16 protein-coding genes are annotated in these 22,560 nt (G+C 71.0%); 9 read left to right on the top strand and 7 right to left on the bottom strand.

Annotated features, from left to right (window positions below; genetic code table 11):
• Positions 1–109 precede the first annotated feature (109 nt).
• Positions 110–898: a ferritin-like domain-containing protein gene (locus tag PSQ21_RS05000; RefSeq protein WP_274029189.1), complete on the top strand. Its 789-nt coding sequence runs from the start codon at positions 110–112 to the stop codon at positions 896–898.
• Positions 899–926: 28 nt separating this feature from the next.
• Here PSQ21_RS05000 and PSQ21_RS04995 read toward each other — a convergent pair whose 3' ends face one another.
• Positions 927–1,919, bottom strand: a complete 993-nt coding sequence (locus PSQ21_RS04995; RefSeq protein ID WP_274029188.1) for a magnesium and cobalt transport protein CorA — start codon at positions 1,917–1,919, stop codon at positions 927–929.
• Positions 1,920–1,983: 64 nt separating this feature from the next.
• On the opposite strand from PSQ21_RS04995, the gene PSQ21_RS04990 reads away from it, so the two are divergent.
• The 5 genes from PSQ21_RS04990 (at position 1,984) to PSQ21_RS04970 (ending at position 8,726) form a co-directional block, all read left to right on the top strand.
• Positions 1,984–2,715 carry a histidine phosphatase family protein gene (locus PSQ21_RS04990; protein WP_274029187.1) on the top strand — a complete coding sequence of 244 codons (732 nt, stop codon included), beginning with the start codon at positions 1,984–1,986 and terminating at the stop codon, positions 2,713–2,715.
• Between the two features lie 75 nt (positions 2,716–2,790).
• On the top strand, positions 2,791–3,381 hold the full coding sequence (locus PSQ21_RS04985) for a DUF3090 domain-containing protein (protein ID WP_097869884.1): 591 nt from the start codon (positions 2,791–2,793) through the stop codon (positions 3,379–3,381).
• The gene (locus PSQ21_RS04980) at positions 3,345–4,184 is read left to right on the top strand and encodes an SCO1664 family protein (RefSeq protein WP_274029186.1); all 840 of its coding nucleotides are present in this window, start codon (positions 3,345–3,347) and stop codon (positions 4,182–4,184) included. The genes PSQ21_RS04985 and PSQ21_RS04980 overlap by 37 nt, the downstream gene beginning before the upstream one ends.
• Before the next feature lie 122 nt (positions 4,185–4,306).
• Positions 4,307–5,536 carry a cysteine--1-D-myo-inosityl 2-amino-2-deoxy-alpha-D-glucopyranoside ligase gene (gene mshC / locus PSQ21_RS04975; protein ID WP_274029185.1) on the top strand — a complete coding sequence of 410 codons (1,230 nt, stop codon included), beginning with the start codon at positions 4,307–4,309 and terminating at the stop codon, positions 5,534–5,536.
• A gap of 124 nt (positions 5,537–5,660) precedes the next feature.
• Positions 5,661–8,726 (top strand): NPCBM/NEW2 domain-containing protein, encoded by a 3,066-nt coding sequence (locus tag PSQ21_RS04970; protein WP_274029184.1) that lies wholly within the window; start codon positions 5,661–5,663, stop codon positions 8,724–8,726.
• A gap of 109 nt (positions 8,727–8,835) precedes the next feature.
• Here PSQ21_RS04970 and PSQ21_RS04965 read toward each other — a convergent pair whose 3' ends face one another.
• The 5 genes from PSQ21_RS04965 to PSQ21_RS04945 form a co-directional block, all read right to left on the bottom strand.
• Positions 8,836–9,888 carry a PAC2 family protein gene (locus PSQ21_RS04965; RefSeq protein WP_274029183.1) on the bottom strand — a complete coding sequence of 351 codons (1,053 nt, stop codon included), beginning with the start codon at positions 9,886–9,888 and terminating at the stop codon, positions 8,836–8,838.
• Between the two features lie 280 nt (positions 9,889–10,168).
• Complete coding sequence (locus tag PSQ21_RS04960; RefSeq protein WP_274029182.1) at positions 10,169–11,779, bottom strand: glycerol-3-phosphate dehydrogenase/oxidase; 1,611 nt, start codon at positions 11,777–11,779, stop codon at positions 10,169–10,171.
• A gap of 14 nt (positions 11,780–11,793) precedes the next feature.
• Positions 11,794–13,338 (bottom strand): glycerol kinase GlpK, encoded by a 1,545-nt coding sequence (gene glpK, locus PSQ21_RS04955; RefSeq protein ID WP_274029181.1) that lies wholly within the window; start codon positions 13,336–13,338, stop codon positions 11,794–11,796.
• Between the two features lie 45 nt (positions 13,339–13,383).
• On the bottom strand, positions 13,384–14,175 hold the full coding sequence (locus tag PSQ21_RS04950) for an MIP/aquaporin family protein (RefSeq protein ID WP_274029180.1): 792 nt from the start codon (positions 14,173–14,175) through the stop codon (positions 13,384–13,386).
• 329 nt (positions 14,176–14,504) lie between these two features.
• On the bottom strand, positions 14,505–15,269 hold the full coding sequence (locus PSQ21_RS04945; RefSeq protein ID WP_274029179.1) for an IclR family transcriptional regulator: 765 nt from the start codon (positions 15,267–15,269) through the stop codon (positions 14,505–14,507).
• 239 nt (positions 15,270–15,508) lie between these two features.
• Between PSQ21_RS04945 and metH the strand changes: the two genes are divergently transcribed.
• The 3 genes from metH to PSQ21_RS04930 all read left to right on the top strand — a co-directional run bounded on the left by metH (position 15,509) and on the right by PSQ21_RS04930 (position 21,799).
• Positions 15,509–19,039 carry a methionine synthase gene (gene metH, locus PSQ21_RS04940; RefSeq protein WP_274029178.1) on the top strand — a complete coding sequence of 1,177 codons (3,531 nt, stop codon included), beginning with the start codon at positions 15,509–15,511 and terminating at the stop codon, positions 19,037–19,039.
• 144 nt (positions 19,040–19,183) lie between these two features.
• On the top strand, positions 19,184–19,894 hold the full coding sequence (locus PSQ21_RS04935) for an HAD family hydrolase (protein WP_274029177.1): 711 nt from the start codon (positions 19,184–19,186) through the stop codon (positions 19,892–19,894).
• Between the two features lie 306 nt (positions 19,895–20,200).
• Positions 20,201–21,799 carry an ABC transporter substrate-binding protein gene (locus tag PSQ21_RS04930; protein ID WP_274029176.1) on the top strand — a complete coding sequence of 533 codons (1,599 nt, stop codon included), beginning with the start codon at positions 20,201–20,203 and terminating at the stop codon, positions 21,797–21,799.
• An 89-nt stretch (positions 21,800–21,888) separates the two neighbouring features.
• Here PSQ21_RS04930 and PSQ21_RS04925 read toward each other — a convergent pair whose 3' ends face one another.
• On the bottom strand, positions 21,889–22,560 hold the full coding sequence (locus PSQ21_RS04925) for a response regulator (protein WP_003970158.1): 672 nt from the start codon (positions 22,558–22,560) through the stop codon (positions 21,889–21,891).

Below are 22,560 nucleotides of genomic sequence, written 5' to 3'. Positions count from 1 at the left end.
CCCCGGCCCGCTCCGGTTGCTGACCGCCCCGCCGCGCATTTGACTCTCCCTGCGGACTACTGCTCCGCGGACTCCGGCTCCGCGGGCAACGGGTACGGAGGTGACCGTCATGCTCTCAGCGCGGACCCTGTTCCAGGAGATTCTGGACAACGACGAGTCCTACCGGCTTTTCTGCTCCATCGCGGCGAGCGGCGAGGCCCAGGGCGGCTGGGAGAACGCCCGTATCGCCGCCCTGGTTCCGGAGAGCAGCCGCGATCTGGCCCCCAAGATCGTCCGGCACGGCGCCGACGAGGACAAGCACGGCCGGATCTTCGGCGCGCTCCTGAAGAAGCGCGGTCTGCCGCCCGTCGAGGTCCCGCCGGAGACCGACTACACGATGCTCCTGGAACAGCAGGGCATCGGCCTCGCGCACTCCCGGCTGCGAGGCGATGAGCGGCTCACCGAGCGCGACATCATCACCTATCTGGCCCACAGCCGCGTCACCGAACAGCGTGCCTCCGAGCAGATGCGCCTGTTGCGCCGCCACTTCGCCGACCACCCCGACATCGGGCGCGCGGTGAAGATGATCTCCCGCGACGAGGACAACCACCTCGCCTACTGCCACGAGGAACTCCTCGGGCTCGCCCGCGCCGGGCACGGCCGGACCATCCAGCGGATCATGCGCGAGTGCGCCCTGGCAGAGATCCGGGTCTACCGCGACGTCAGCCTCGCCGTGATGGCCGCCATGGGCCGGGTGCTCGGCTGGTCGCGGCCCAGGGCGGCCGTTCTCGCCGCGGGCATTCACGCGGTGTACGCGTACGAGCGCCTCGTCGGCTGGCGGCGCATGGTGAGCCTGGAGATGCCGCGGCGGCGCGACGCGCTGGGCGGCCCCGCGGCACCGGATCGCGCATACGCCTGAGCGCACCCGGCTCGCGGTCGCCGGGCGCTCAGAGCCAGCCGCGCCGCTTGAACAGCCGGTAGAGACCGAACACGGCGCAGCCCATCGACGCGACCACCGCCGGGTAGGTCCACGCCCAGTGCAGCTCCGGCATGTGGTCGAAGTTCATGCCGTAGACGCCCGCCACCATGGTCGGGACGGCGGCCATGGCGGCCCAGGCGGAGATCTTGCGCATGTCGTCGTTCTGCCGCACGCCCATCTGGGCCAGATGCGCCGACAGGATGTCCGAGAGCAGCCGGTCCAGCCCGTCCACCTGTTCGTTGGCGCGCGTCAGATGGTCCGCCACGTCCCGGAAGAACGGCTGCGCGTGCTCGTGGACGAACGGCACACCCGCCCCCGCGAGCCGGGCCATCGGAGCGGTCAGCGGCCCGGCCGCCCGGCGGAACTCCAGCACCTGTCGTTTGAAGGTGTAGATGCGGGCCGCGGTGTTCTTCGAGTCGCCGCCGCTCGGGGCGAACACCTGCGCCTCCAGCTCCTCCAGGTCGACCTGGAGCTCACCGGACACGTCCATGTAGTGGTCCACCACGGCGTCGCTGACCGCGTACAGCACCGCCGTCGGGCCGTGTCTCAGCACCTCGGGCTCGGCCTCCAGCCGACGGCGCACGGCCGCCAGCGGGGCGCCCTCGCCGTGCCGGACGGTCACCACGAACGAGTCGCCTATGAAGACCATCAGCTCGTCGGCGCTGACCGTGTCGCTCTCGGGTTCGTAGACGATCGGCTTGAGGACCACGAACAGGGAGTCGTCGTACACCTCCAGCTTGGGCCGCTGGTGCGCCCGCAGCGCGTCCTCCACGGCCAGCGGGTGCAGCCCGAACTCGCCCCGTACGAGGTCGAACTCCTCCTCCGTCGGCTCGTGCAGCCCGATCCACAGGAAGGCGTCGCGTGCGTCCCGCGCCTCGTCCAGGGCGCCGGAGAAGTCGTCGGGCCGTTCGATGCGGCGCCCGTCCCGGTAGATGGCACAGTCCACGATCACGGCGGGCATTCTTCCCCGTGAGGGGCTTCCGCGCACCTTCGCGGTCCTCGCGGCACCCTCTACGCTGGCGAGCATGCCCACGCTGATCCTCGTACGCCACGGACGCTCCACCGCCAACACCGCGGGAGTGCTCGCGGGCCGCACCCCCGGTGTCCTCCTCGACGAACGTGGGGCCGAACAGGCCGCGGCCCTCCCCGCGCGGCTCTCCGCCGTGGACCCGGTCCTCGCCGTCAGCAGCCCTCTGGAGCGCTGCCGGCAGACGCTCCAGCCGCTTCTCGACGCCCGCCCCGGCCTGCCCCTGCACATCGAGGACCGCGTCAGCGAGTGCGACTACGGCCACTGGTCGGGGCGGAAGCTGGCCGAACTCGCCGACGAACCGCTGATGTCCGTCGTCCAGCAGCACCCCTCCGCGGCGGCGTTCCCGGGCGGCGAGTCGATGCGCGCGATGCAGGCCCGCGCCGTCGACGCCGTCCGCGACTGGAACGAGCGGGTCGAGGCGGAGCACGGCGAGGACGCCACGTACGTCCTGTGCTCGCACGGCGACATCATCAAGTCCCTCGTCGCCGACGCGCTGGGCATGCACCTGGACCTCTTCCAGCGCGTCCACGTCGACCCCTGCTCGGTCACCGCGATCCGCTACACACGGCTGCGCCCCTTCCTCCTGAGGCTCGGCGACACCGGCGACCTCGCCTCCCTGGCCCCCCGCGAGCACTCCGTAGGGGCGGACGCCGCCGCGTCCCCGGCGGACAGCGGCCCGGCGGACGCGGCGAACGCGACGGTCGGGGGCGGCGCGGGCGCGCCGTGATCGCTCCGGGCAGTAGGGTGGACGCGCCGTAGCGCCACCCACCCACCCAACCATCGAAGCTCAAGGGAGCAGGACGTGTCCCGTCAGGTGTTCCTCTACGACCCGCCGGACCGATTCGTGGCCGGTACGGTCGGGTTGCCTGGCCGCCGTACGTTTTTCCTGCAGGCGTCCTCCCAGGGCAGGGTCACCAGCGTCGCCCTGGAGAAGGCCCAGGTCGCCGCTCTCGCCGAGCGGATCGACGAACTGCTCGACGAGGTCGTACGCCGCACCGGGGGCAACTCCCCGGTGCCCGCCGTGGCCCCCACCGACGTCTCCGACACCGCGCCGCTCGACGTACCCGTCGAGGAGGAGTTCCGGGTCGGCACCATGGCCCTGGCCTGGGACGGCGAGGAACAGCGCATGATCGTCGAGGCGCAGGCCCTCGTCGAACTCGACACCGACTCCGAGGACGACCTCGCGGAGGCCGAGGAGAAGCTCCTCCAGGATGAGGAGAACGGCCCGCCGATGCTCCGGGTCCGGCTCAGCGGGGCCCAGGCCCGCGCCTTCGCCAAGCGGGCCCTGGACGTCATCAACGCCGGTCGCCCGCCGTGTCCGCTGTGCAGCCTGCCGCTCGACCCGGAAGGACACGTATGCCCGCGCCAGAACGGATACCGTCGCGGAGCCTGACGGACGCCGACCTGCTCACCCTGCTCACCGAGGGCACGATCACCGTCCTCGGCCGGGTCGGCGGCGCGTCCAACGCGGTGCTGCGCTGCACGGTGGCGTACGAGGGCGAGGAACGCGCCTGCGCGTACAAGCCGGTCGCGGGGGAGCAGCCGCTGTGGGACTTCCCCGACGGGACACTCGCCCAGCGGGAGGTCGCCGCGTACGAGATCTCCCGGTCGACCGGCTGGGACCTGGTGCCGCCGACCGTGCTGCGGGAGGGGCCGTACGGGCAGGGCATGTGCCAGCTCTGGGTCGACGGTCCCGAGCCCGGTGAGGACGCGCCCTCGCTGCTGGCGCTCGTCGAGGGCGAGGAGCCCGGGGACGGCTGGAAGGCCGTGGGCTTCGCGGAGGTGGGGGAGGGGAAGACCGCGCTGCTGGTGCACGCGGACGACGTCCGGCTGCGGCGGCTCGCCGTGCTGGACGCGGTGATCAACAACGGTGACCGCAAGGGCGGACACCTGCTGCCCGCCCCCGGTGGGCGGCTCTTCGGCATCGACCACGGCGTCACCTTCAACGCGGACGACAAGCTGCGGACCCTGCTCTGGGGCTGGGCCGGCGAGCCGCTGACGGAGGAGGCGCTGGCGGTGCTGGGCCGGCTCGCCGGTGAGCTGGCTCCCGGGAGCGTCCTCGCCACCCGGATGGCCGAACTCATCACACCGGCCGAACTGGAGGCCCTGCGGGAGCGGGTCACCGTGCTGGTCAAGAGCGCCGTACACCCGCGGCCGAGCGGTCAGTGGCCGCCCATCCCCTGGCCGCCGGTGTAGAAGCCCCTCGAATCCGCCGCCAGGCCCTACCGCCTGGCGGCGGATTCACGCAAGGGGGCCTCTTCGGACAGGTTTCCGGAGCCGGTTCGTATCCGGAAGCATCGTCCGGTTACGCTCATGACATGCATGCCTGGCCCGCTTCTGAGGTCCCCGCCCTGCCTGGCAAGGGCCGCGACCTTCGGATCCACGACACCGCGACCGGCGGACGGATCACCCTTGACCCCGGTCCCGTCGCCCGCATCTATGTCTGCGGCATCACGCCGTACGACGCGACCCACATGGGTCATGCGGCGACCTACAACGCGTTCGACCTCGTTCAGCGCGTGTGGCTCGACACCAAGCGGCAAGTTCACTATGTCCAGAACGTGACCGACGTGGACGATCCGCTGCTGGAGCGGGCCGTGCGCGACGGTCAGGACTGGACCGAGCTCGCGGAGCGCGAGACGGCGCTCTTCCGCGAGGACATGACCGCCCTGCGGATGCTGCCCCCGCGGCACTACATCGGAGCGGTCGAGGCGATACCCGGGATCGTGCCCCTCGTCGAGCGTCTCCGGGACGCGGGCGCCGCCTACGACCTGGACGGCGACACCTACTTCTCCGTCGACGCCGACCCGCACTTCGGCGAGGTCTCCGGCCTCGACGCGGAGGCGATGCGCCTGCTCTCCGCCGAGCGGGGCGGCGATCCGGAGCGCCCCGGCAAGAAGAACCCCCTCGACCCGATGCTCTGGACGGCCGCCCGTCCGGGCGAGCCGAGCTGGGACGGGGCCTCCCTGGGCGAGGGCCGCCCGGGCTGGCACATCGAGTGCGTGGCCATCGCGCTCGACCACCTCGGCATGGGCTTCGACATCCAGGGCGGCGGCTCCGACCTCGCCTTCCCGCACCATGAGATGGGCGCTTCCCACGCCCACGCGCTGACCGGCGAGCACCCGTTCGCCAAGGCGTACGTCCACGCCGGAATGGTCGGCCTGGACGGCGAGAAGATGTCCAAGTCGCGCGGCAACCTGGTCTTCGTCTCGACGCTGCGCCGTGACGGAGTGGACCCGGCGGCCCTCCGGCTCGCCCTGCTCTCCCGCCACTACCGCTCCGACTGGGAGTGGACCGACCAGGTGCTGGCCGAGGCCGTCGAGCGCCTCGCGCGCTGGCGGGCCGCCGTCTCACGCCCCGACGGGCCGTCCGCCGACGCGCTGGTCGAGGAGGTCCGCGAGGCCCTGGCGGACGATCTGGACAGCCCTTCGGCACTCGCCGCGGTGGACCGCTGGGCCGCGCTCCAGGGTGCGGAGGGCGGCACGGACGAAGGTGCGCCCGGCGTCGTCTCGCGGACCGTCGATGCCCTGCTGGGGGTCGCGCTGTAGGACGGAGCGCGGCTCCCGCCGCCCGATCCGGTCGTCCGGACCGGTCCTGGACTTCTCCACGAAGTTCGGGGCCGGTTCCTTTTTGTCCATGGTCACGTGCTCGAAGTTGCGCTAAAAGCTCACTATGCAAACATCAACGCGCATGAGGGCGGTAGTGGCTACCGCGCTGCTCGGACTGTTCGCGGCCCTCGCGGGACCCGGCGGGGCCCACGCCGACGCGGCCCCGACGGCCGGCCCGGAGACCACCACGGTCGGGGACGTGACCGGATTCCGGGCCGACGGGGCGGTGTACCGGCTCAGCGCCGGACAGGCCGAGGCCCGGGTCAGCTTCGTCTCGGAGGAGACCTTCCGCATCGAACTCGCCCCCGACGGAAAGTTCACCGACCCCACCGGCGACGACATCGTCCTGCCGCAGGGCGAGCCGCCCCGCACCCGCTGGAAGGACCGGGGGGACCGCTACGACCTGTCGACGGGCGACGTCACCCTGCGGGCCTACAAGAAGCCGCTGCGCTTCGCCCTGCACCGGGCGGACGGCAGCCGCGTCTGGTCCGAGGCGAAGGGGCTGAGCTGGACCGGCGAGCAGACCGTCCAGACGCTGGCCCGGGGCGCCGGGGAGCAGTTCTACGGGGCCGGGATGCAGAACGGCCGCGGCAACACCTCCCACCGGGACAAGACCGTCGAGGTCGCCGTCGACTACAACTGGGACGACGGCGGCCACCCCAACTCCGTCCCGTTCTACCTCTCATCGGCCGGCTACGGCGTCTTCCGCAACACCTACGCACCCAACACCTACGCGTTCACCGACCCGGTGACGACCGGCGCGAAGGAACGGCGCTTCGACGCCTACTACTTCGCGGGTGAGGGGGCCGACGCCGCCAAGGACGTCATCGGCCAGTACACCGACCTCACCGGCAAGCCGTTCCTGCCGCCCGTCTACGGCATGGAGATCGGCGACGCCGACTGCTACCTCCACAACGCCAACCGGGGCGAGCGCCGCACCCTGGACTCGCTGAAGGTCGCCGACGGATACGTCGAGAACGACATGCCCAACGGCTGGATGCTCGTCAACGACGGCTACGGCTGCGGCTACGAGGACCTGGAGGAGACCGCCCAGGGCCTGAAGGACCGCAAGATGGAGCTGGGCCTGTGGACCGAGGACGGCATCGAGAACCTCGCCGCCCAGGTGAAGGCCGGGCAGCGGGTCGCCAAGCTGGACGTCGCCTGGGTCGGCGAGGGCTACAAGTTCGCCCTCGACGGCTGCAAGGACGCCTACAAGGGCATCGAGGACAACAGCGACGCCCGGGGCTTCACCTGGGCCCCCGAGAGCTGGGCGGGCGCGCAGCGCTGCGGAGTCCAGTGGTCCGGCGACCAGTCCGGCAGCTGGGAGTACATCCGCTGGCAGATCCCCACCTACGCGGGCGCCACCATGTCCGGCCTCGCCTACACCACCGGTGACGTCGACGGGATCTTCGGCGGCAGCGCCAAGACGTACACCCGCGACCTCCAGTGGAAGATGTTCCTCGGCACCACGATGACCATGGACGGCTGGGCCGCCACGGACAAGCAGCCCTGGCGCCACGGGGAGCCGTACACCTCGATCAACCGCGACTACCTCAAGCTCAAGGAGTCGCTGCTGCCCTACCAGTACTCCTACGCCCACGAGGCCACCAAGACCGGCGTCGGCATGGTCCGCCCGCTGGTCCTCGAATACCCGGACGACCCGAAGGCGTCGACGGAGGCCGCGAAGTACGAGTTCCTCTCCGGCGAGCACTTCCTCGTGGCGCCCGTCTACCAGGACAGCACCGAGCGCAAGGACATCTACCTCCCCGAGGGCACCTGGATCGACTACTGGAGCGGCCGCACCCACGAGGGCCCCACCACCATCGACACCTACGCCGCCCCGCTCGACACCCTCCCGCTCTTCGTGAAGGCGGGCGCGGCCGTCCCGATGTGGCCGGGCATCCGCTCCTACCGCGACCGCACCGCCGACTCCCCGCTGGCCTGGGACGTCTACCCGCAGGGGAACACCTCCTTCACCCTGTACGAGGACGACGGCGTCACCCGGCAGCACCGGGACGGCGCGTACGCCACCCAGCGCGCCGACGTCCGGGCCCCCGAGCGCGGCGCCGGCGACGTCTCCGTCACGATCAACGCCAGCCGGGGGAGCTTCGCCGGCCGGCAGACCGAGCGGCCCTACGAGTTCACCGTCCACACCGGCTCCGAGCCCCGCAAGGTGAAACTGGGCCGGACGCTGCCCGAACTGACCTCGAAGAGCGCGTACGACCGGGCCCCGCAGGGCTGGTGGTACGACCGCGACGACCGCGGCGGCGTGGTGCACGTGAAGACCGCGCCCCAGCGCACGGACAAGAAGTTCACGGTGAGGCTCCAGGGCACCAGCGCGGTCGGCGGCACGCGGGCGTCGGCGGCCGCCGTCCTCGGCGCCCCCGCGGGCCAGGAGGCCGGCGCCGGGACGCCCGGCACGGTCCTGGTCGACGTGACCGCGGGCAGCGCCGACCTCACCGACACCACGGTCTTTCTCCAGGTCCCCGAGGGCTGGAGGGCCGCCGCGGCGAAGGTCCCCGGGCGGATCCCGGCGGGCGCCACCCGTCGGGTCGAGGTGGCGCTCACCCCGGCGAAGGACGCCGGAGTACGGGAGACCACGCTGACGGCCCTCGCCCGTTACCGGGCCGCAGGCGAGACCCGCACGAGTCAGCAGCGGCTCGCCGTCTCCGTCATGCCGCCGCCGCCCGAGGGCGACGCCTGGGCGAGCGACCTCGTCTGGCTCTCCGAGACCAACGGCTACGGCCCGGCCGAACGCGACCGGTCCAACGGGGAGTCGGGCGCGAGCGACGGAAGGACGCTGACGCTCGCGGGAACGACGTACGCGAAGGGGATCGGCGTCCACGCCGACTCCGACATCGCCGTCCATCTCGGCGGCAGGTGCACCGCGTTCACCGCCGACGTCGGGATCGACGACGAGATCAACGGCTACGGGGAGGTCGCGTTCTCCGTGGAGGGCGACGGCAAGGTGCTGTGGACCTCGCCGAAGCTGACCGGGGCGTCGGCGACCCTGCCGGTGGACGTGAGGCTCGACGGCGTACGCCAGGTGCGGCTGAAGGTCACCGACACCAACGGGTCCAGGACCGGCGACCACGGCGACTGGGCGGCGGCGAGGTTCCACTGCGCCTGAGCCGTACCCGGGCCCACGGACAGCCTGTGCCGTACCCGGGCCCACGAACAGGAGCGCCGCACGGGATCGTCTCCCGTGCGGCGCTCCGCGGTCCGCCACCGCTGTGCGGTCAGTCCGCCTCGGGCGTGTCCCCGGGCCCTTCGCCGGGGTTGCCCCCCGACGCCTCGTCAGGCCCCCTGGCGCCCTTGTCGTCGGAGGCTTTCCCCCGGCCCGTCTCCGGACGCGGCGGCTTCGGCGGGCGGGTGCGGCCACTGGAGGGATCGCGCAGATACGGCACGTCCCCGGTCTCCGTCGCATGGCCGCCCGGCCCCTGCCCGGGGCCGCCGTCCCGCCGGCGCAGATAGCGCTCGAACTCCCGGGCGATGGCCTCGCCGGACGCCTCGGGCAGCTCCGCGGTGTCCCGAGCCTCCTCCAGCGTCTGCACGTACTCGGCGACCTCGCTGTCCTCCGAGGCCAGCTGGTCCACCCCGAGCTGCCAGGCCCGTGCGTCCTCGGGCAGTTCGCCCAGCGGGATCCGCAGCCCGATCAGGTCCTCAAGACGGTTCAGCAGGGCCAGCGTCGCCTTGGGGTTCGGCGGCTGCGACACATAGTGGGGCACCGCCGCCCAGAGGCTGACCGCGGGCACCCCGGCGTGCGTGCACGCCTCCTGGAGGACCCCGACGATGCCCGTGGGGCCCTCGTACCGCGTCTCCTCCAGGTCCATCGTCCGCGCCAGATCCGCGTCCGAGGTGACCCCACTCACCGGCACCGGCCGGGTGTGCGGGGTGTCACCGAGCAACGCGCCCAGGATGACGACCATTTCGACGCCCAGCTCATGGGCGAAGCCGAGGATCTCGTTGCAGAACGACCGCCAGCGCATCGACGGTTCGATGCCGCGCACCAGGACCAGGTCCCGCGGCTTCTCCCCGCCCACCCGCACCACGGACAGCCGCGTCGTCGGCCAGGTGATCTTCCGCGTCCCGCCGTCCAGCCACACCGTGGGCCGGTTGACCTGGAAGTCGTAGTAGTCCTCGGCGTCCAGCGCCGCGAACACCTCGCCCTTCCACTCCCGGTCCAGATGACCGACCGCTGTGGAGGCGGCGTCCCCGGCGTCGTTCCAGCCTTCGAACGCGGCCACCATGACCGGGTCGACCAGCTCGGGCACCGACTCGAGCTCGATCACCCGGGCCTCCTTCCGATGTCTCCATACGTACGGAGCAACCTTACGGCTTCCGGGGGCCCCCACCGCAGCCCTCTTGCACGGCCGGGTGAACCCTGCCACCGGGAGTGGATCATCGGGCGGATCAGTGCATCATGGCCCCCCGGCACGGCGGCCGGCCCGCTTCCCGTCGGTACCGGCCCGCTTCCCGTGGGTACCGGCCCGCTTCCCGTGGGTACCGGGGCGGTTCCCGTGGGTACCGGGCGCTTCCCGTGGGAAGCCGCCCCGTCCTCGTACCCGTGGGTCAGTCCCTTTCGGCCAGCAGCTTCTCGACGTCGGCGCGGACGTCGTCCGTCGCCAGGCCCCGGATCGTCAGCGTGGTCCGGCGGCGCAGCACGTCGTCCGCCGTCTCGGCCCACTCGTGGTCCCGGGCGTAGGCGACCTGGGCCCAGATCTCCGGGGCGTCCGGGTGGACGCGCTCGGCCAGTTCCGGGCTCTCGTTCGCCAGGCGGGCGATGTCGAAGGCGAGCGAGCCGTAGTGCGTGGCCAGGTGCCGGGCGGTGTCCGGCGCCATCCGGGGGCCGGGCGTGCCACCGTCGACGAGCAGCCGGTGGGCGACCGCGTTCGGGTTGGCGATACCGGGCAGCGGCAGCTTCCTCGGCAGCCGGTTCATCGGCTCCATGTCCTCGGCCAGCGGGTGCCCCGGCAGGGCGGCCAGCTTGTTCATCACGGTGCGGCCGATGTGGCGGAACGTCGTCCACTTGCCGCCGGCGACCGACAGCATCCCGCCGCGGCCCTCCGTGACGACCGTCTCGCGCTTGGCCTTCGACGTGTTGCCCGGTCCGCCGGGCAGCACCCGCAGACCCGCGAAGGAGTACGTGATCAGATCGCGCGACAGCTGCTGGTCCTTGATCGAGAACGCCGCCTCGTCGAGGATCTGCGCGGTGTCCGCCTCGGTCACCGCGACATCGGCCGGGTCGCCCTCGTACTCCTCGTCCGTGGTGCCGAGGAGCAGCATGTCCTCCCACGGCAGGGCGAACGTGATCCGGTACTTGTCGATCGGGGTGGCCAGTGCCGCCCGCCACGGCCGGGTCCGCTTGAGGACCAGGTGCGCGCCCTTGGAGAGGCGGATGGAGGGGGCCGCGTTCGGGTCCTCCATCTTCCGCAGGTGGTCGACCCAGGGGCCGGTGGCGTTCAGTACGAGGCGGGCGGTGACGCCGAACTCCGTGCCGTCGGTGCTGTCCCTCAGGTCGGCGCCGGTGACCCGGCCCCGGGTGAAGCGCAGCCCGGTGACCGCCGCGTGGTTCAGGACGACCGCGCCCGCGTCGGCGGCGGCGCGGACCGTCATCAGCGCCATGCGGGCATCGTTCATCTGGTCGTCGCCGTAGACCGCGACGGCCTTCAGGTTGTCGGTGCGCAGCTCGGGGACGTCGCGCTGCGCCTTGGCCGGGCTGATCACATGGCCGACGCCGTCGCCGAACGCGGAGAGCGCGGAGTAGGCGAAGACGCCCGCGCCGAGCTTGGCCGCGCCGTGCGGGCCGCCCTTGTAGACCGGCAGGTAGAAGGTGAGCGGGTTGGCCAGGTGCGGGGCCACCTCGCGGGAGACCGCGCGGCGCTCGAAGTGGTTCTCCGCGACCAGCTTGACCGCGCCGGTCTGGAGGTAGCGCAGACCGCCGTGGAGGAGCTTGGAGGAGGCGGAGGAGGTGGCGCCGGCGAAGTCGCCGGCGTCCACCAGAGCCACCCGCAGCCCGGACTGCGCGGCATGCCAGGCGGTGGAGATGCCCAGGATGCCGCCGCCGATGACCAGGAGGTCGTACGTGGCCCGGGACAGCTGCTCCCGGGTCTCGGCGCGGCTCGGCAGCGAGCCGGAGGCCGGGTGCGTTCCGAGGGCGGGAACGCTCTGCAGGGTGGTCATGGTGATGCTCCTCGTCAGCTTTCTTCGTCCTCGACCCAGCCCATGGTCCGTTCGACGGCCTTGAGCCAGCTCTTGTACTCGCGGGCACGGGTGTCCGCGTCCATGCGGGGTGTCCACTCGGCGGCCCGGCGCCAGTTGGCGCGCAGCGCGTCGGTGTCCGGCCAGAAGCCGACGGCGAGACCGGCGGCGTAGGCGGCGCCGAGGCAGGTGGTCTCGGCGACCATGGGGCGCACTACGGGCGCGTCCAGGAAGTCGGCGAGCGTCTGCATCAGCAGGTTGTTGGACGTCATGCCGCCGTCGACCTTGAGCGCGGTCAGCTCGACGCCGGAGTCCTTCGTCATGGCGTCGCTGATCTCGCGGGTCTGCCAGGCGGTGGCCTCCAGGACGGCACGGGCGATGTGCGCCTTGGTGACGTAGCGGGTGAGACCGGTGATCACCCCACGGGCGTCGGGGCGCCAGTAGGGGGCGAAGAGGCCGGAGAAGGCGGGCACGAAGTACGCGCCGCCGTTGTCCTCGACCGAGGAGGCCAGCGTCTCGATCTCGGCGGCCGACTTGATCAGGCCCATCTGGTCGCGCATCCACTGCACCAGCGAGCCGGTGACCGCGATGGAGCCCTCCAGCGCGTACACCGGGGGCTTGTCGCCGATCTGGTAGCCGACGGTGGTGAGCAGCCCGTTGTACGAGTTCACCGGGGTGGAGCCGGTGTTCATCAGCATGAAGGTGCCGGTGCCGTACGTGGACTTGGCCTCGCCCTCGGCGAAACAGGTCTGGCCGAAGAGCGCCGCCTGCTGGTCGCCGAGGGCGGAGGCGACGGGGACGCCGTCGAGGATGCCGCCCTTGGCGTGGCCGTACACCTCTGCGGAGGAGCGGATCTCGGGGAGGACCGCGGCCGGGATGCCGATGGAGGAGAGGATCTTCTCGTCCCAGGCCATGGTGTGCAGGTTCATCAGAAGGGTGCGCGAGGCGTTGGTGACGTCGGTGACGTGCACACCGCCGTCGGTGCCGCCGGTCAGGTTCCAGATGACCCAGGAGTCCATGGTGCCGAAGAGGATGTCGCCGGCCTCGGCGCGCTCGCGCAGCCCCTCGACGTTGTCGAGCAGCCAGCGGACCTTGGGCCCCGCGAAGTAGGAGGCGAGCGGCAGCCCGGTCTCGCGGCGGAACCGGTCCTGGCCCACGTTGCGGCCGAGCTCCTTGCAGAGCGCGTCGGTGCGGGTGTCCTGCCAGACCAGCGCGTTGTGCACCGGCTCACCGGTGTTCTTGTCCCACATCAGCGTGGTCTCGCGCTGGTTGGTGATGCCGATCGCCTTGACGTCGGCGGAGGTGATGCCGGCCTTGACGATCGCCCCGGCGACGACCTCCTGGACGTTCTCCCAGATCTCGGTCGCGTCGTGCTCGACCCAGCCCGGCTTCGGGAAGATCTGCTCGTGCTCCTTCTGGTCGACGGAGACGATCCGGCCGTCCTTGTCGAAGACGATGCAGCGGCTGGAGGTGGTGCCCTGGTCGATGGCCGCGATGAACGGCCCGGCGCCGTGGGTGCCGGTGGTGTGTGCGTCGGTCACGGTGTGCTCCCGGAAGTCTGTGGAAGAGAAGAGGTGCGGCTCGGACTAGGCGAAGGCGAGGTTGTAGAGCCCGCCGGCGAGGGCGCCGCCGATGAGCGGACCCACGATGGGTACCCACGCGTAGCCCCAGTCCGAACCACCCTTGTTCGGCAGCGGCAGCAGGGAGTGCACGATGCGCGGACCGAGGTCGCGGACCGGGTTGATGGCGTAGCCGGTCGGGCCGCCGAGCGAGAGGCCGATGCCGACGACGACCAGGGCGGTGATCAGCGCGCCGAGGGTGCCGAGACCGTTGCCCGCGCCGTTCAGGCCCTGGGTCAGGATCGCCAGGACCAGTACGGCGGTCGCGATGATCTCGGTGATCACGTTCTGCACGCCGTTGCGGATCTCCGGGCCGGTGGAGAAGATCCCGAGCACCGGACCCGCCTTCGGGGCGGCGGCCCGGTCGACCATCCCCTCGTCGGTGGACTTCGTGCCGATGATCTCCGGGTCGGTCAGATGGGCGTGGAACTGGCCGTAGTAGACCGCCCAGACCAGCAGGGCGCCGATCATCGCGCCGACCAGCTGCGAGAAGAGGTACAGGGGGACGTCGCCCCACGCGGTGCCGCCCTCGATGGCGAGGCCGACCGTGACCGCGGGGTTGAGGTGGGCGCCCGAGACGCCGCCGGCGAGATAGGCGCCGGTCAGCACGGCGAAACCCCACCCGAAGGTGATGGCCAGCCAGCCCGCGTCGCGGGCCTTCGAGCTCTTCAGCGTGACGGCGGCACAGACACCGCCGCCGAGCAGGATGAGTACGGCGGTACCTATGGTCTCGCCGATGAAAATGTCGGAGCTGGACACCCGCGACTCCTTTGTCCTTCGTCCAGGGGAGAGCGGAGCACCGGTCCCGCCGGTGTTCCGCGCCCCAGATGGGTATCCACGAAGCGTGGGCAGCCCACCTGTAAGGGCTTGACCGGCCCTTGGCACCATCACACCCTAACGCGTATTGCCGTTAGGCGTTCGACAATGCCGACCGTTGAACGGCAGTGTTTCCCCCAGGTGAAGGAAGCGTCAAGGGTTCTGTGGCCCACGACTCGGTGCGCGACGCGATCGTTACCGGCGGGCCGGGCCCCCGGGGCGCGAGCGGGCGCCGGTCGGTACGGAGCGCGGGGAGGGGCGGCCCGCGACCCTCAGAAGCGGCCGGCGCCCAGATCCCGGGAGACCGCGCGGGCGCAGTCGCGGACGGCCGCGATCAGCTCGGGGCGCAGCGTCCCGCCCGGAGCCACACGCTCCACCGCGCCCGTCACGGCGACCGCCCCGACGGGCATCCTGCGGCGGTCGTGGATCGGGGCGGCCACGGCGGCGACGCCCTCCCAGGTCTCCTCGGCGTCGGCGGCCCAGCCCTGGGCCCGGATCAGGTCGAGCATCGACTCGAAATCGTCGGCGGCGGTGACGGTGCGCCCGGTGAAGGAGCGGCGCTCCGCCTCCATGGCCTCGCTGTGGGCCACCGGGTCGTACGCGGACAACACCTTGCCCAGCGCCGTGGAGTGCAGCGGCTGCATGGCCCCGACCTCCAGCACCTGGCGGCTGTCGTCGGGCCGGAAGACGTGGTGGACGATCAGGACGCCGTGCTGGTGCAGTACCCCGAGGTGGACGCTCTCGCCGCTGGAGCGGGCCAGGTCGTCCGTCCAGACCAGGGCGCGCGCCCGCAACTCGTGGACGTCCAGATAGCTGTTGCCCAGCCGCAGCAGCTCGGCGCCCAGCTGGTAGCGCCCCGACGCCGCGTCCTGCTCGACGAAGCCCTCCAGCTGGAGCGTGCGCAGAATGCCGTGCGCGGTGCCCTTGGCCAGCCCCAGCGAGGAGGCGATGTCGGAGAGCCCGAGCCGGCGCTCGCCGCCCGCCAGCAGGCGCAGCATCGCGGCCGCCCGCTCCAGCGACTGGATGTTCTTGGCCATCGCGCCGTACTCCTCCACCTCGGTTCGACAATGCTGAACACTATCGGTCGATGCCGACCTTCGCCGGACTCCAGGGGAAAGTCTCCGCCACCGCGCCGCGCGCGCCGCACCCGCACAGCATGCAGTCCGCCCCATGGACGTCCCCCACGGTCCCGGCGCCGTCCGGCTACGCTGGCGAGGTGCGCCTTCCCCGAGAAGGACGCAAAGCCGACAGCCGTCGCATCCCTGGGAGATCATCCATGGCCTCGTTGCCGACATCCGCCGCCGACAGCCGGACCCGCGCAGACGCACTCCGAGAAGCGCTCTCCACCCGCGTGGTGGTGGCCGACGGGGCGATGGGCACCATGCTCCAGGCGCAGGACCCCACACTGGATGACTTCGAGAACCTCGAAGGCTGCAACGAGATCCTGAACCTCACCCGGCCCGACATCGTGCGCTCGGTCCACGAGGAATACTTCGCGGCCGGCGTCGACTGCGTCGAGACCAACACCTTCGGCGCGAACCACACCGCCGCGAACGAGTACGAGATCGCCGACCGGATCTTCGAGCTCTCCGAGTCGGGCGCCCGGATCGCCCGTGAGGTCGCCGACGAGTTCGGCGCCCAGGACGGCCGGCAGCGCTGGGTCCTCGGCTCGATCGGCCCCGGCACCAAGCTGCCCTCGCTCGGCCACATCACGTACGACGTCCTGCGCGACGGCTACCAGAAGAACGCCGAGGGCCTCCTCGCGGGCGGCTCCGACGCCCTGATCGTCGAGACCACCCAGGACCTGCTGCAGACGAAGTCCAGCGTCATCGGCGCGCGCCGGGCGATGGACGCCCTCGGTGTCCACGTGCCCCTGATCTGCTCCCTCGCGTTCGAGACGACCGGCGTCATGCTGCTGGGCTCCGAGATCGGCGCCGCCCTGACCGCCCTGGAGCCGCTGGGCATCGACCTGATCGGTCTGAACTGCTCGACCGGCCCGGACGAGATGAGCGAGCACCTGCGCTACCTCGCCCGCCACTCCCGTACGCCCCTGATGTGCATGCCCAACGCCGGCCTGCCCGTCCTCACCAAGGACGGCGCGCACTTCCCGCTCGGCCCCGAAGGCCTCGCCGACTCCCAGGAGCACTTCGTCCGGGACTACGGCCTCTCCCTCGTCGGCGGCTGCTGCGGTACGACGCCGGAGCATCTGCGCCAGGTGGTGGAGCGGGTCCGCGGGATCACGCCGGCCGAGCGGGACCCGCGCCCCGAACCCGGCGCGGCCTCGCTCTACCAGACCATCCCCTTCCGGCAGGACACCGCCTATCTGGCGATCGGGGAGCGGACCAACGCGAACGGGTCCAAGAAATTCCGCGAGGCCATGCTGGAGGCCCGCTGGGACGACTGCGTGGAGATGGCCCGCGACCAGATCCGCGAGGGCGCGCACATGCTCGATCTCTGCGTCGACTACGTGGGCCGCGACGGGGTCGCGGACATGGCGGAGCTGGCCGGCCGTTTCGCGACGGCCTCGACCCTTCCGGTCGTGCTGGACTCCACGGAGCTGCCCGTGCTGCGGGCCGGTCTGGAGAAGCTCGGCGGCCGTGCCGTGCTGAACTCGGTGAACTACGAGGACGGCGACGGCCCCGAGTCACGGTTCGCGAAGGTCAGCGCCCTGGCCTCCGAGCACGGGGCCGCGCTGATCGCGCTGACGATCGACGAGGAGGGCCAGGCCCGTACGGTCGAGCACAAGGTCGCCATCGCCGAGCGGCTGATCGAGGACCTCACCACCAACTGGGGCATCCACGAGTCGGACATCCTCATCGACACCCTGACCTTCACCATCTGCACCGGTCAGGAGGAGTCCCGGGGCGACGGCATCGCCACCATCGGGGCGATCCGCGAGCTGAAGAAGCGTCACCCGGACGTCCAGACCACGCTGGGCCTCTCCAACATCTCCTTCGGCCTGAACCCGGCCGCCCGTGTCGTGCTGAACTCCGTGTTCCTCGACGAGTGCGTCAAGGCGGGCCTGGACTCCGCGATCGTGCACGCCTCGAAGATCCTGCCGATCGCCCGGCTGGAGGAGGAGCAGGTCAAGGTCGCCCTCGACCTGATCTACGACCGCCGTGCCGAGGGCTACGACCCCCTCCAGAGGCTCATGGAGCTCTTCGAGGGCGTCAACATGAAGTCGATGAAGGCGGGCAAGGCCGAGGAGCTGATGGCCCTGCCGCTGGACGAACGCCTCCAGCGCCGCATCATCGACGGCGAGAAGAACGGCCTGGAGGCCGACCTGGACGAAGCTCTCCAGGACACCCCGGCCCTCGACATCGTCAACAACACGCTGCTGGAAGGCATGAAGGTCGTCGGCGAGCTGTTCGGCTCCGGCCAGATGCAGCTGCCGTTCGTGCTCCAGTCGGCCGAGGTCATGAAGAGCGCGGTGGCCCATCTGGAGCCGCACATGGAGAAAGTCACTGACGGCGAGGGCGCGGTCGGCAAGGGCACGATCGTGCTCGCCACCGTCCGCGGCGACGTCCACGACATCGGCAAGAACCTCGTCGACATCATCCTCTCCAACAACGGCTACAACGTCGTCAACCTCGGCATCAAGCAGCCCGTCTCCGCGATCCTGGAGGCCGCCGAGGAGCACCGCGCCGATGTGATCGGCATGTCCGGCCTCCTGGTGAAGTCGACGGTGATCATGAAGGAGAACCTTCAGGAGCTCAACCAGCGCAAGATGGCCGCCGACTTCCCCGTCATCCTCGGTGGCGCCGCGCTGACCCGGGCCTACGTCGAGCAGGATCTGCACGAGATCTACGAGGGCGAGGTCCGCTACGCCCGTGACGCCTTCGAGGGCCTGCGCCTCATGGACGCGCTCATCGGCGTCAAGCGCGGCGTGCCCGGCGCGGTCCTGCCCGAGCTCAAGCAGCGCCGGGTGCCCAAGAAGGAGGTCGGCACCGCGGTCCTGGAGGTCGAGGAGCCCGAGGGTTCGGTGCGCTCGGACGTCTCCGTCACCAACCCCATCCCCACCCCGCCGTTCCGGGGCACCCGCGTCATCAAGGGGATCCCGCTCAAGGACTACGCCTCCTGGCTCGACGAGGGCGCGCTGTTCAAGGGCCAGTGGGGCCTCAAGCAGGCCCGGACCGGCGACGGACCGACGTACGAGGAGCTGGTGGAGACCGAGGGACGCCCGCACCTGCGCGGCTGGCTCGACCACCTCCAGTCCAACAACCTGCTGGAGGCGGCCGTCGTCTACGGCTACTTCCCCTGCGTCTCCAAGGGCGACGACCTGGTCCTCCTCCACGAGGACGGCTCCGAGCGCACCCGCTTCACCTTCCCGCGCCAGCGCCGCGGCCGCCGCCTCTGCCTCGCCGACTTCTTCCGCCCCGAGGAATCCGGCGAGATTGACGTCATCGGCCTCCAGATCGTCACCGTCGGCTCCCGGATCGGGGAGGCCACGGCCGAACTGTTCGCCGCCAACTCCTACCGCGACTACCTGGAGCTGCACGGCCTCTCCGTCCAGCTCGCCGAGGCGCTCGCCGAGTACTGGCACGCACGGGTCCGCAGCGAGCTCGGCTTCGCCGGGGAGGACCCGGCGGACGTCGAGGACATGTTCGCGCTGAAGTACCGCGGCGCACGGTTCTCGCTCGGCTACGGGGCGTGCCCGGACCTGGAGGACCGGGCCAAGATCGCCGACCTCCTGCAGCCGGAGCGGATCGGCGTGCACCTCTCCGAGGAGTTCCAGCTCCACCCGGAGCAGTCCACCGACGCCATCGTCATCCACCACCCCGAGGCGAAGTACTTCAACGCCCGGTAGCCGCGTGTTCCCCCCGCGGTCTCGCGCCCTTCGCGCACCGCGGCCGGACACGTCGTAGACTGGTCGGTCCAGTGCAGGCCGGTCGCCCTCCCGTTCTCGGGGAATGGCGGCCGGCCTTCTCGTCCCTTACGGAAGGTGTGCCGGATGACCAGTACGGTCCCCGCGTCCTTGACCCGCACGGCCGAAGGCGCCGCCCTGCAGGCGGTCCTTCTCGACATGGACGGAACCCTGGTCGATACCGAGGGCTTCTGGTGGGACGTCGAGAAAGAGGTCTTCGCCGGTCTCGGGCACCGGCTGGACGAGTCCTGGCGGGATGTGGTCGTCGGCGGGCCGATGACCCGCAGCGCCGGCTACCTCATCGACGCCACCGGCGCCGACATCCGGCTGGACGAGCTGACCGTGCTGCTCAACGACGGCTTCGAGAAGCGCATCGAGCGCGGGGTGCCGCTGATGCCGGGCGCCGAGCGGCTGCTCGCCGAACTGGCCGCGTACGAGGTGCCCACCGCGCTCGTCTCCGCCTCCCACCGCCGGATCATCGACCGGGTGCTGGAATCGGTGGGCCGCCACCACTTCGCGCTCACCGTCGCCGGGGACGAGGTCACCCGGACCAAGCCCCACCCCGAGCCCTACCTCACCGCGGCCGCGGGCTTCGGCGCCGACCCCTGGCGCTGTGCCGTCATCGAGGACACCGCGACCGGGGTGGCAGCCGCCGAGGCCGCCGGCTGCCGGGTCGTCGCCGTGCCGTCCGTAGCCCCCATCGCGCCCGCGGCCGGACGCGTGGTCGTCGGCTCCCTCGAAGAGGTCGACCTCGCCTTCCTGCGCAAGCTCATCACCGGAGCGGGCGGAACGGGCTGACCCGCGCCGAGCGGGCACTTGTGAACGAACCGTGGATTTCCTGGTCGCCTCCGTGTGTGTTCCGGCAACGTTCCATGGATGTGGATCAGTTGCGGGGGGTCCGTGTGAAGAGGCCTGACGGGTGACCTTTCTCACCAGCAGGCCTCCGGTGGACCGCCGGGATCGGATGAGATGTCCGCAAGGGTGATCGTATGTCGCCCCCTCCGGCCGTCGGGGGAGCGGGCGTCGCCCGCCGGACGGTCGGAGGGGCCACCCGCGGCTACTAGCTTTGATTCCTCACCTGCCGGGATGAGGGAGAACGTCCAGATGAACCGCAAGACCCTGGTGCTGCCGGCCGTCATCGGCCTGCTCGCCCCCGTGCTCGCCGCCTGCGGCAGCACGGACAGCGGCGCCGGTGGCAAGGGAGCCATCGTCGTCGGCACCACGGACCAGCTCGTGGCCTCCAAGGAGAACCCCGCGCCGCTCGACCCGGCCATCGCCTACGAGGCGGGCGTCTGGAACGTCCTGCGGCAGACCGTGCAGACCCTGACCGCGGTGCCGAGCGGCGGCGGCGAGCCGGTGCCCGAGGCCGCCCGCAGCTGTACCTTCACCGACACCGCGAACGAGAGCTACCGCTGCACCCTGCGGGCGGGCCTCACCTTCGCCGACGGGGCGCCCGTCACCGCCGAGGACGTGAAGCACTCCATTCAGCGCGTCATCGACATCGACGCGGACAGCGGGCCCGTCGGACTCCTCGCCAACATCGACATGATCGAGACCAAGGGCGACGACCAGGTGATCTTCCACCTGAACGCGCCCGACGCGACCTTCCCCTACAAGCTCGCCACCCCCGCCGCCGGCATCGTCCCGAAAGCGCAGTACCCGGCGAAGGAGGGCCGCACCGGCTTCCAGGTGAACGGCTCCGGCCCGTACACCATGAAGCCGCAGGTCGAGGACGGCCGGGTCGTCAAGATCGCCTTCGACAGAAACCCCTCGTACAAGGGCGAGCTGAAGGTCCTCAACGACAAGGTCGAGATGGAGCTCTTCCCCGACGCCGAGGCCATGGGCAAGGCGCTCGACGAGAAGAAGATCCACATGATGACCCGGGCGATGTCGCCCCAACAGGCCCGGGACATGCTCGTGGCGCCGAAGGAGGGCATCGAGCTCACCGAACTGCCCGGCCTCGCCATCAGCTACGTCGGGTTCAACACCAAGGACCCCGTGGTCAACAAGTCCGTCCGGCAGGCCATGGCGCAGCTCGTCGACCGGGGCGAGATCGCGGGCAAGGTGTACGGCACCACCGCCGAACCGCTCTACTCGCTGATCCCGTCCAGCATCGCCGGGCACACCAACGCCTTCTTCAACAAGTACGGCGAGCCCAGCACCGCCAAGGCTGCGGCGATCCTCCGCGACGGCGGGATCAAGACGCCGGTGAAGTTCACCCTGCACTACATCAGCGACCACTACGGCCCGGCCACCGCCGAGGAGTTCAAGGCGATCCGGCAGCAGCTGAACAGCTCGGGCCTCTTCGACGTCTCCATCCAGGGCAAGGAGTGGTCGGAGTACCGCCCCGAGCAGAAGCGCGGCGACTACGCGGCCTACGGCATGGGCTGGTTCCCCGACTTCCCGGACCCGGACAACTACACCGCGCCCTTCCTGGACGAGAACAACTTCCTCAACTCGCCCTACCGGTCGCGCGAGGCGCAGAAGGTCCTCATCCCGGAGTCCCGCCGCGAGACCGACCGCACCGCCGCCGCCATCACCTACGAGAAGCTCCAGGACATCGTCGCCACCGATGTGCCGGTGCTGCCGATCTGGCAGGGCAAGCAGTACGTGGCCTCCCGCGACGGGATCGCCGGGGTGGAGCGCTCCGTCAGCGCCACCTCCGAACTCCAGCTCTGGGAGCTCAACCGGCCCAACGTCTGAGACCGGACCGGAAAGCCGTCCGGCCCGCCCCCTCCTGTTCCGAGGAGGGGACGGGCCGGACGGCTTCTCCGTGTGCGTGCGCGGGGCCGCTACTGCGCGCCGGGACGCACCAGCCCGCTCTCGTACGCGTACACCGCGGCCTGCACCCGGTCACGCAGGCCCAACTTCGTGAGCACATGGCCCACATGCGTCTTGACCGTCGTCTCGCTGACGAACAGATCCGCCGCGATCTCCGCGTTGGACAGGCCCCGCGCCACCAGCTTCAGCACCTCGACCTCACGGTCCGTCAACGTGTGCAGGGCGTCCGGCACCGGGTCCTCGCCGGACGGCAGGTGGTCCGCGTACTTGTCCAGCAGACGGCGCGTGATACTCGGCGCCAGCATCGCCTCGCCCGCCGCCACCACGCGGATCGCCTGCACCAGCTCGGCCGCCGGAGCGTCCTTCAGCAGGAAGCCGCTCGCCCCGGCACGCAGCGCCTCCACCACGTACTCGTCGAGATCGAAGGTGGTCAGCACCAGCACCTTCGCCGGACCGTCCTTCCCGGGGCCGGTGATCTGACGGGTCGCCTCCACCCCGTCCATCCGCGGCATCCGGATGTCCATCAGCACCACATCGGGCTGCAGCGCCCGCACCTGATCGATGGCCTGCAGGCCGTCACCGGCCTCACCGACCACCGCCAGATCGCCTTCGGCCTCCAGAATCATCCGGAAACCGGTGCGCAGCAGAGGCTGGTCATCGACCAGAAGGACGCGGATCGCCAC

Origin of the sequence: Streptomyces sp. MMBL 11-1, from assembly GCF_028622875.1 — a bacterium.
Classification (GTDB): domain Bacteria; phylum Actinomycetota; class Actinomycetes; order Streptomycetales; family Streptomycetaceae; genus Streptomyces.
Note: the sequence above shows the minus strand (reverse complement) of the source record. Positions and strands in the feature narration are given on the sequence as shown.

Bases quoted from the DNA above. Each gene is read 5' to 3' on its own strand.
- PSQ21_RS05000 (WP_274029189.1), top strand. From the start codon at position 110: ATGCTCTCAGCGCGGACCCTGTTCCAGGAGATTCTGGACAACGACGAG.
- PSQ21_RS04995 (WP_274029188.1), bottom strand. From the start codon at position 1,919: ATGCCCGCCGTGATCGTGGACTGTGCCATCTACCGGGACGGGCGCCGC.
- PSQ21_RS04990 (WP_274029187.1), top strand. From the start codon at position 1,984: ATGCCCACGCTGATCCTCGTACGCCACGGACGCTCCACCGCCAACACC.
- PSQ21_RS04980 (WP_274029186.1), top strand. From the start codon at position 3,345: ATGCCCGCGCCAGAACGGATACCGTCGCGGAGCCTGACGGACGCCGAC.
- mshC (WP_274029185.1), top strand. From the start codon at position 4,307: ATGCATGCCTGGCCCGCTTCTGAGGTCCCCGCCCTGCCTGGCAAGGGC.
- PSQ21_RS04970 (WP_274029184.1), top strand. From the start codon at position 5,661: ATGCAAACATCAACGCGCATGAGGGCGGTAGTGGCTACCGCGCTGCTC.
- PSQ21_RS04960 (WP_274029182.1), bottom strand. From the start codon at position 11,779: ATGACCACCCTGCAGAGCGTTCCCGCCCTCGGAACGCACCCGGCCTCC.
- PSQ21_RS04945 (WP_274029179.1), bottom strand. From the start codon at position 15,269: ATGGCCAAGAACATCCAGTCGCTGGAGCGGGCGGCCGCGATGCTGCGC.
- metH (WP_274029178.1), top strand. From the start codon at position 15,509: ATGGCCTCGTTGCCGACATCCGCCGCCGACAGCCGGACCCGCGCAGAC.
- PSQ21_RS04935 (WP_274029177.1), top strand. From the start codon at position 19,184: ATGACCAGTACGGTCCCCGCGTCCTTGACCCGCACGGCCGAAGGCGCC.
- PSQ21_RS04930 (WP_274029176.1), top strand. From the start codon at position 20,201: ATGAACCGCAAGACCCTGGTGCTGCCGGCCGTCATCGGCCTGCTCGCC.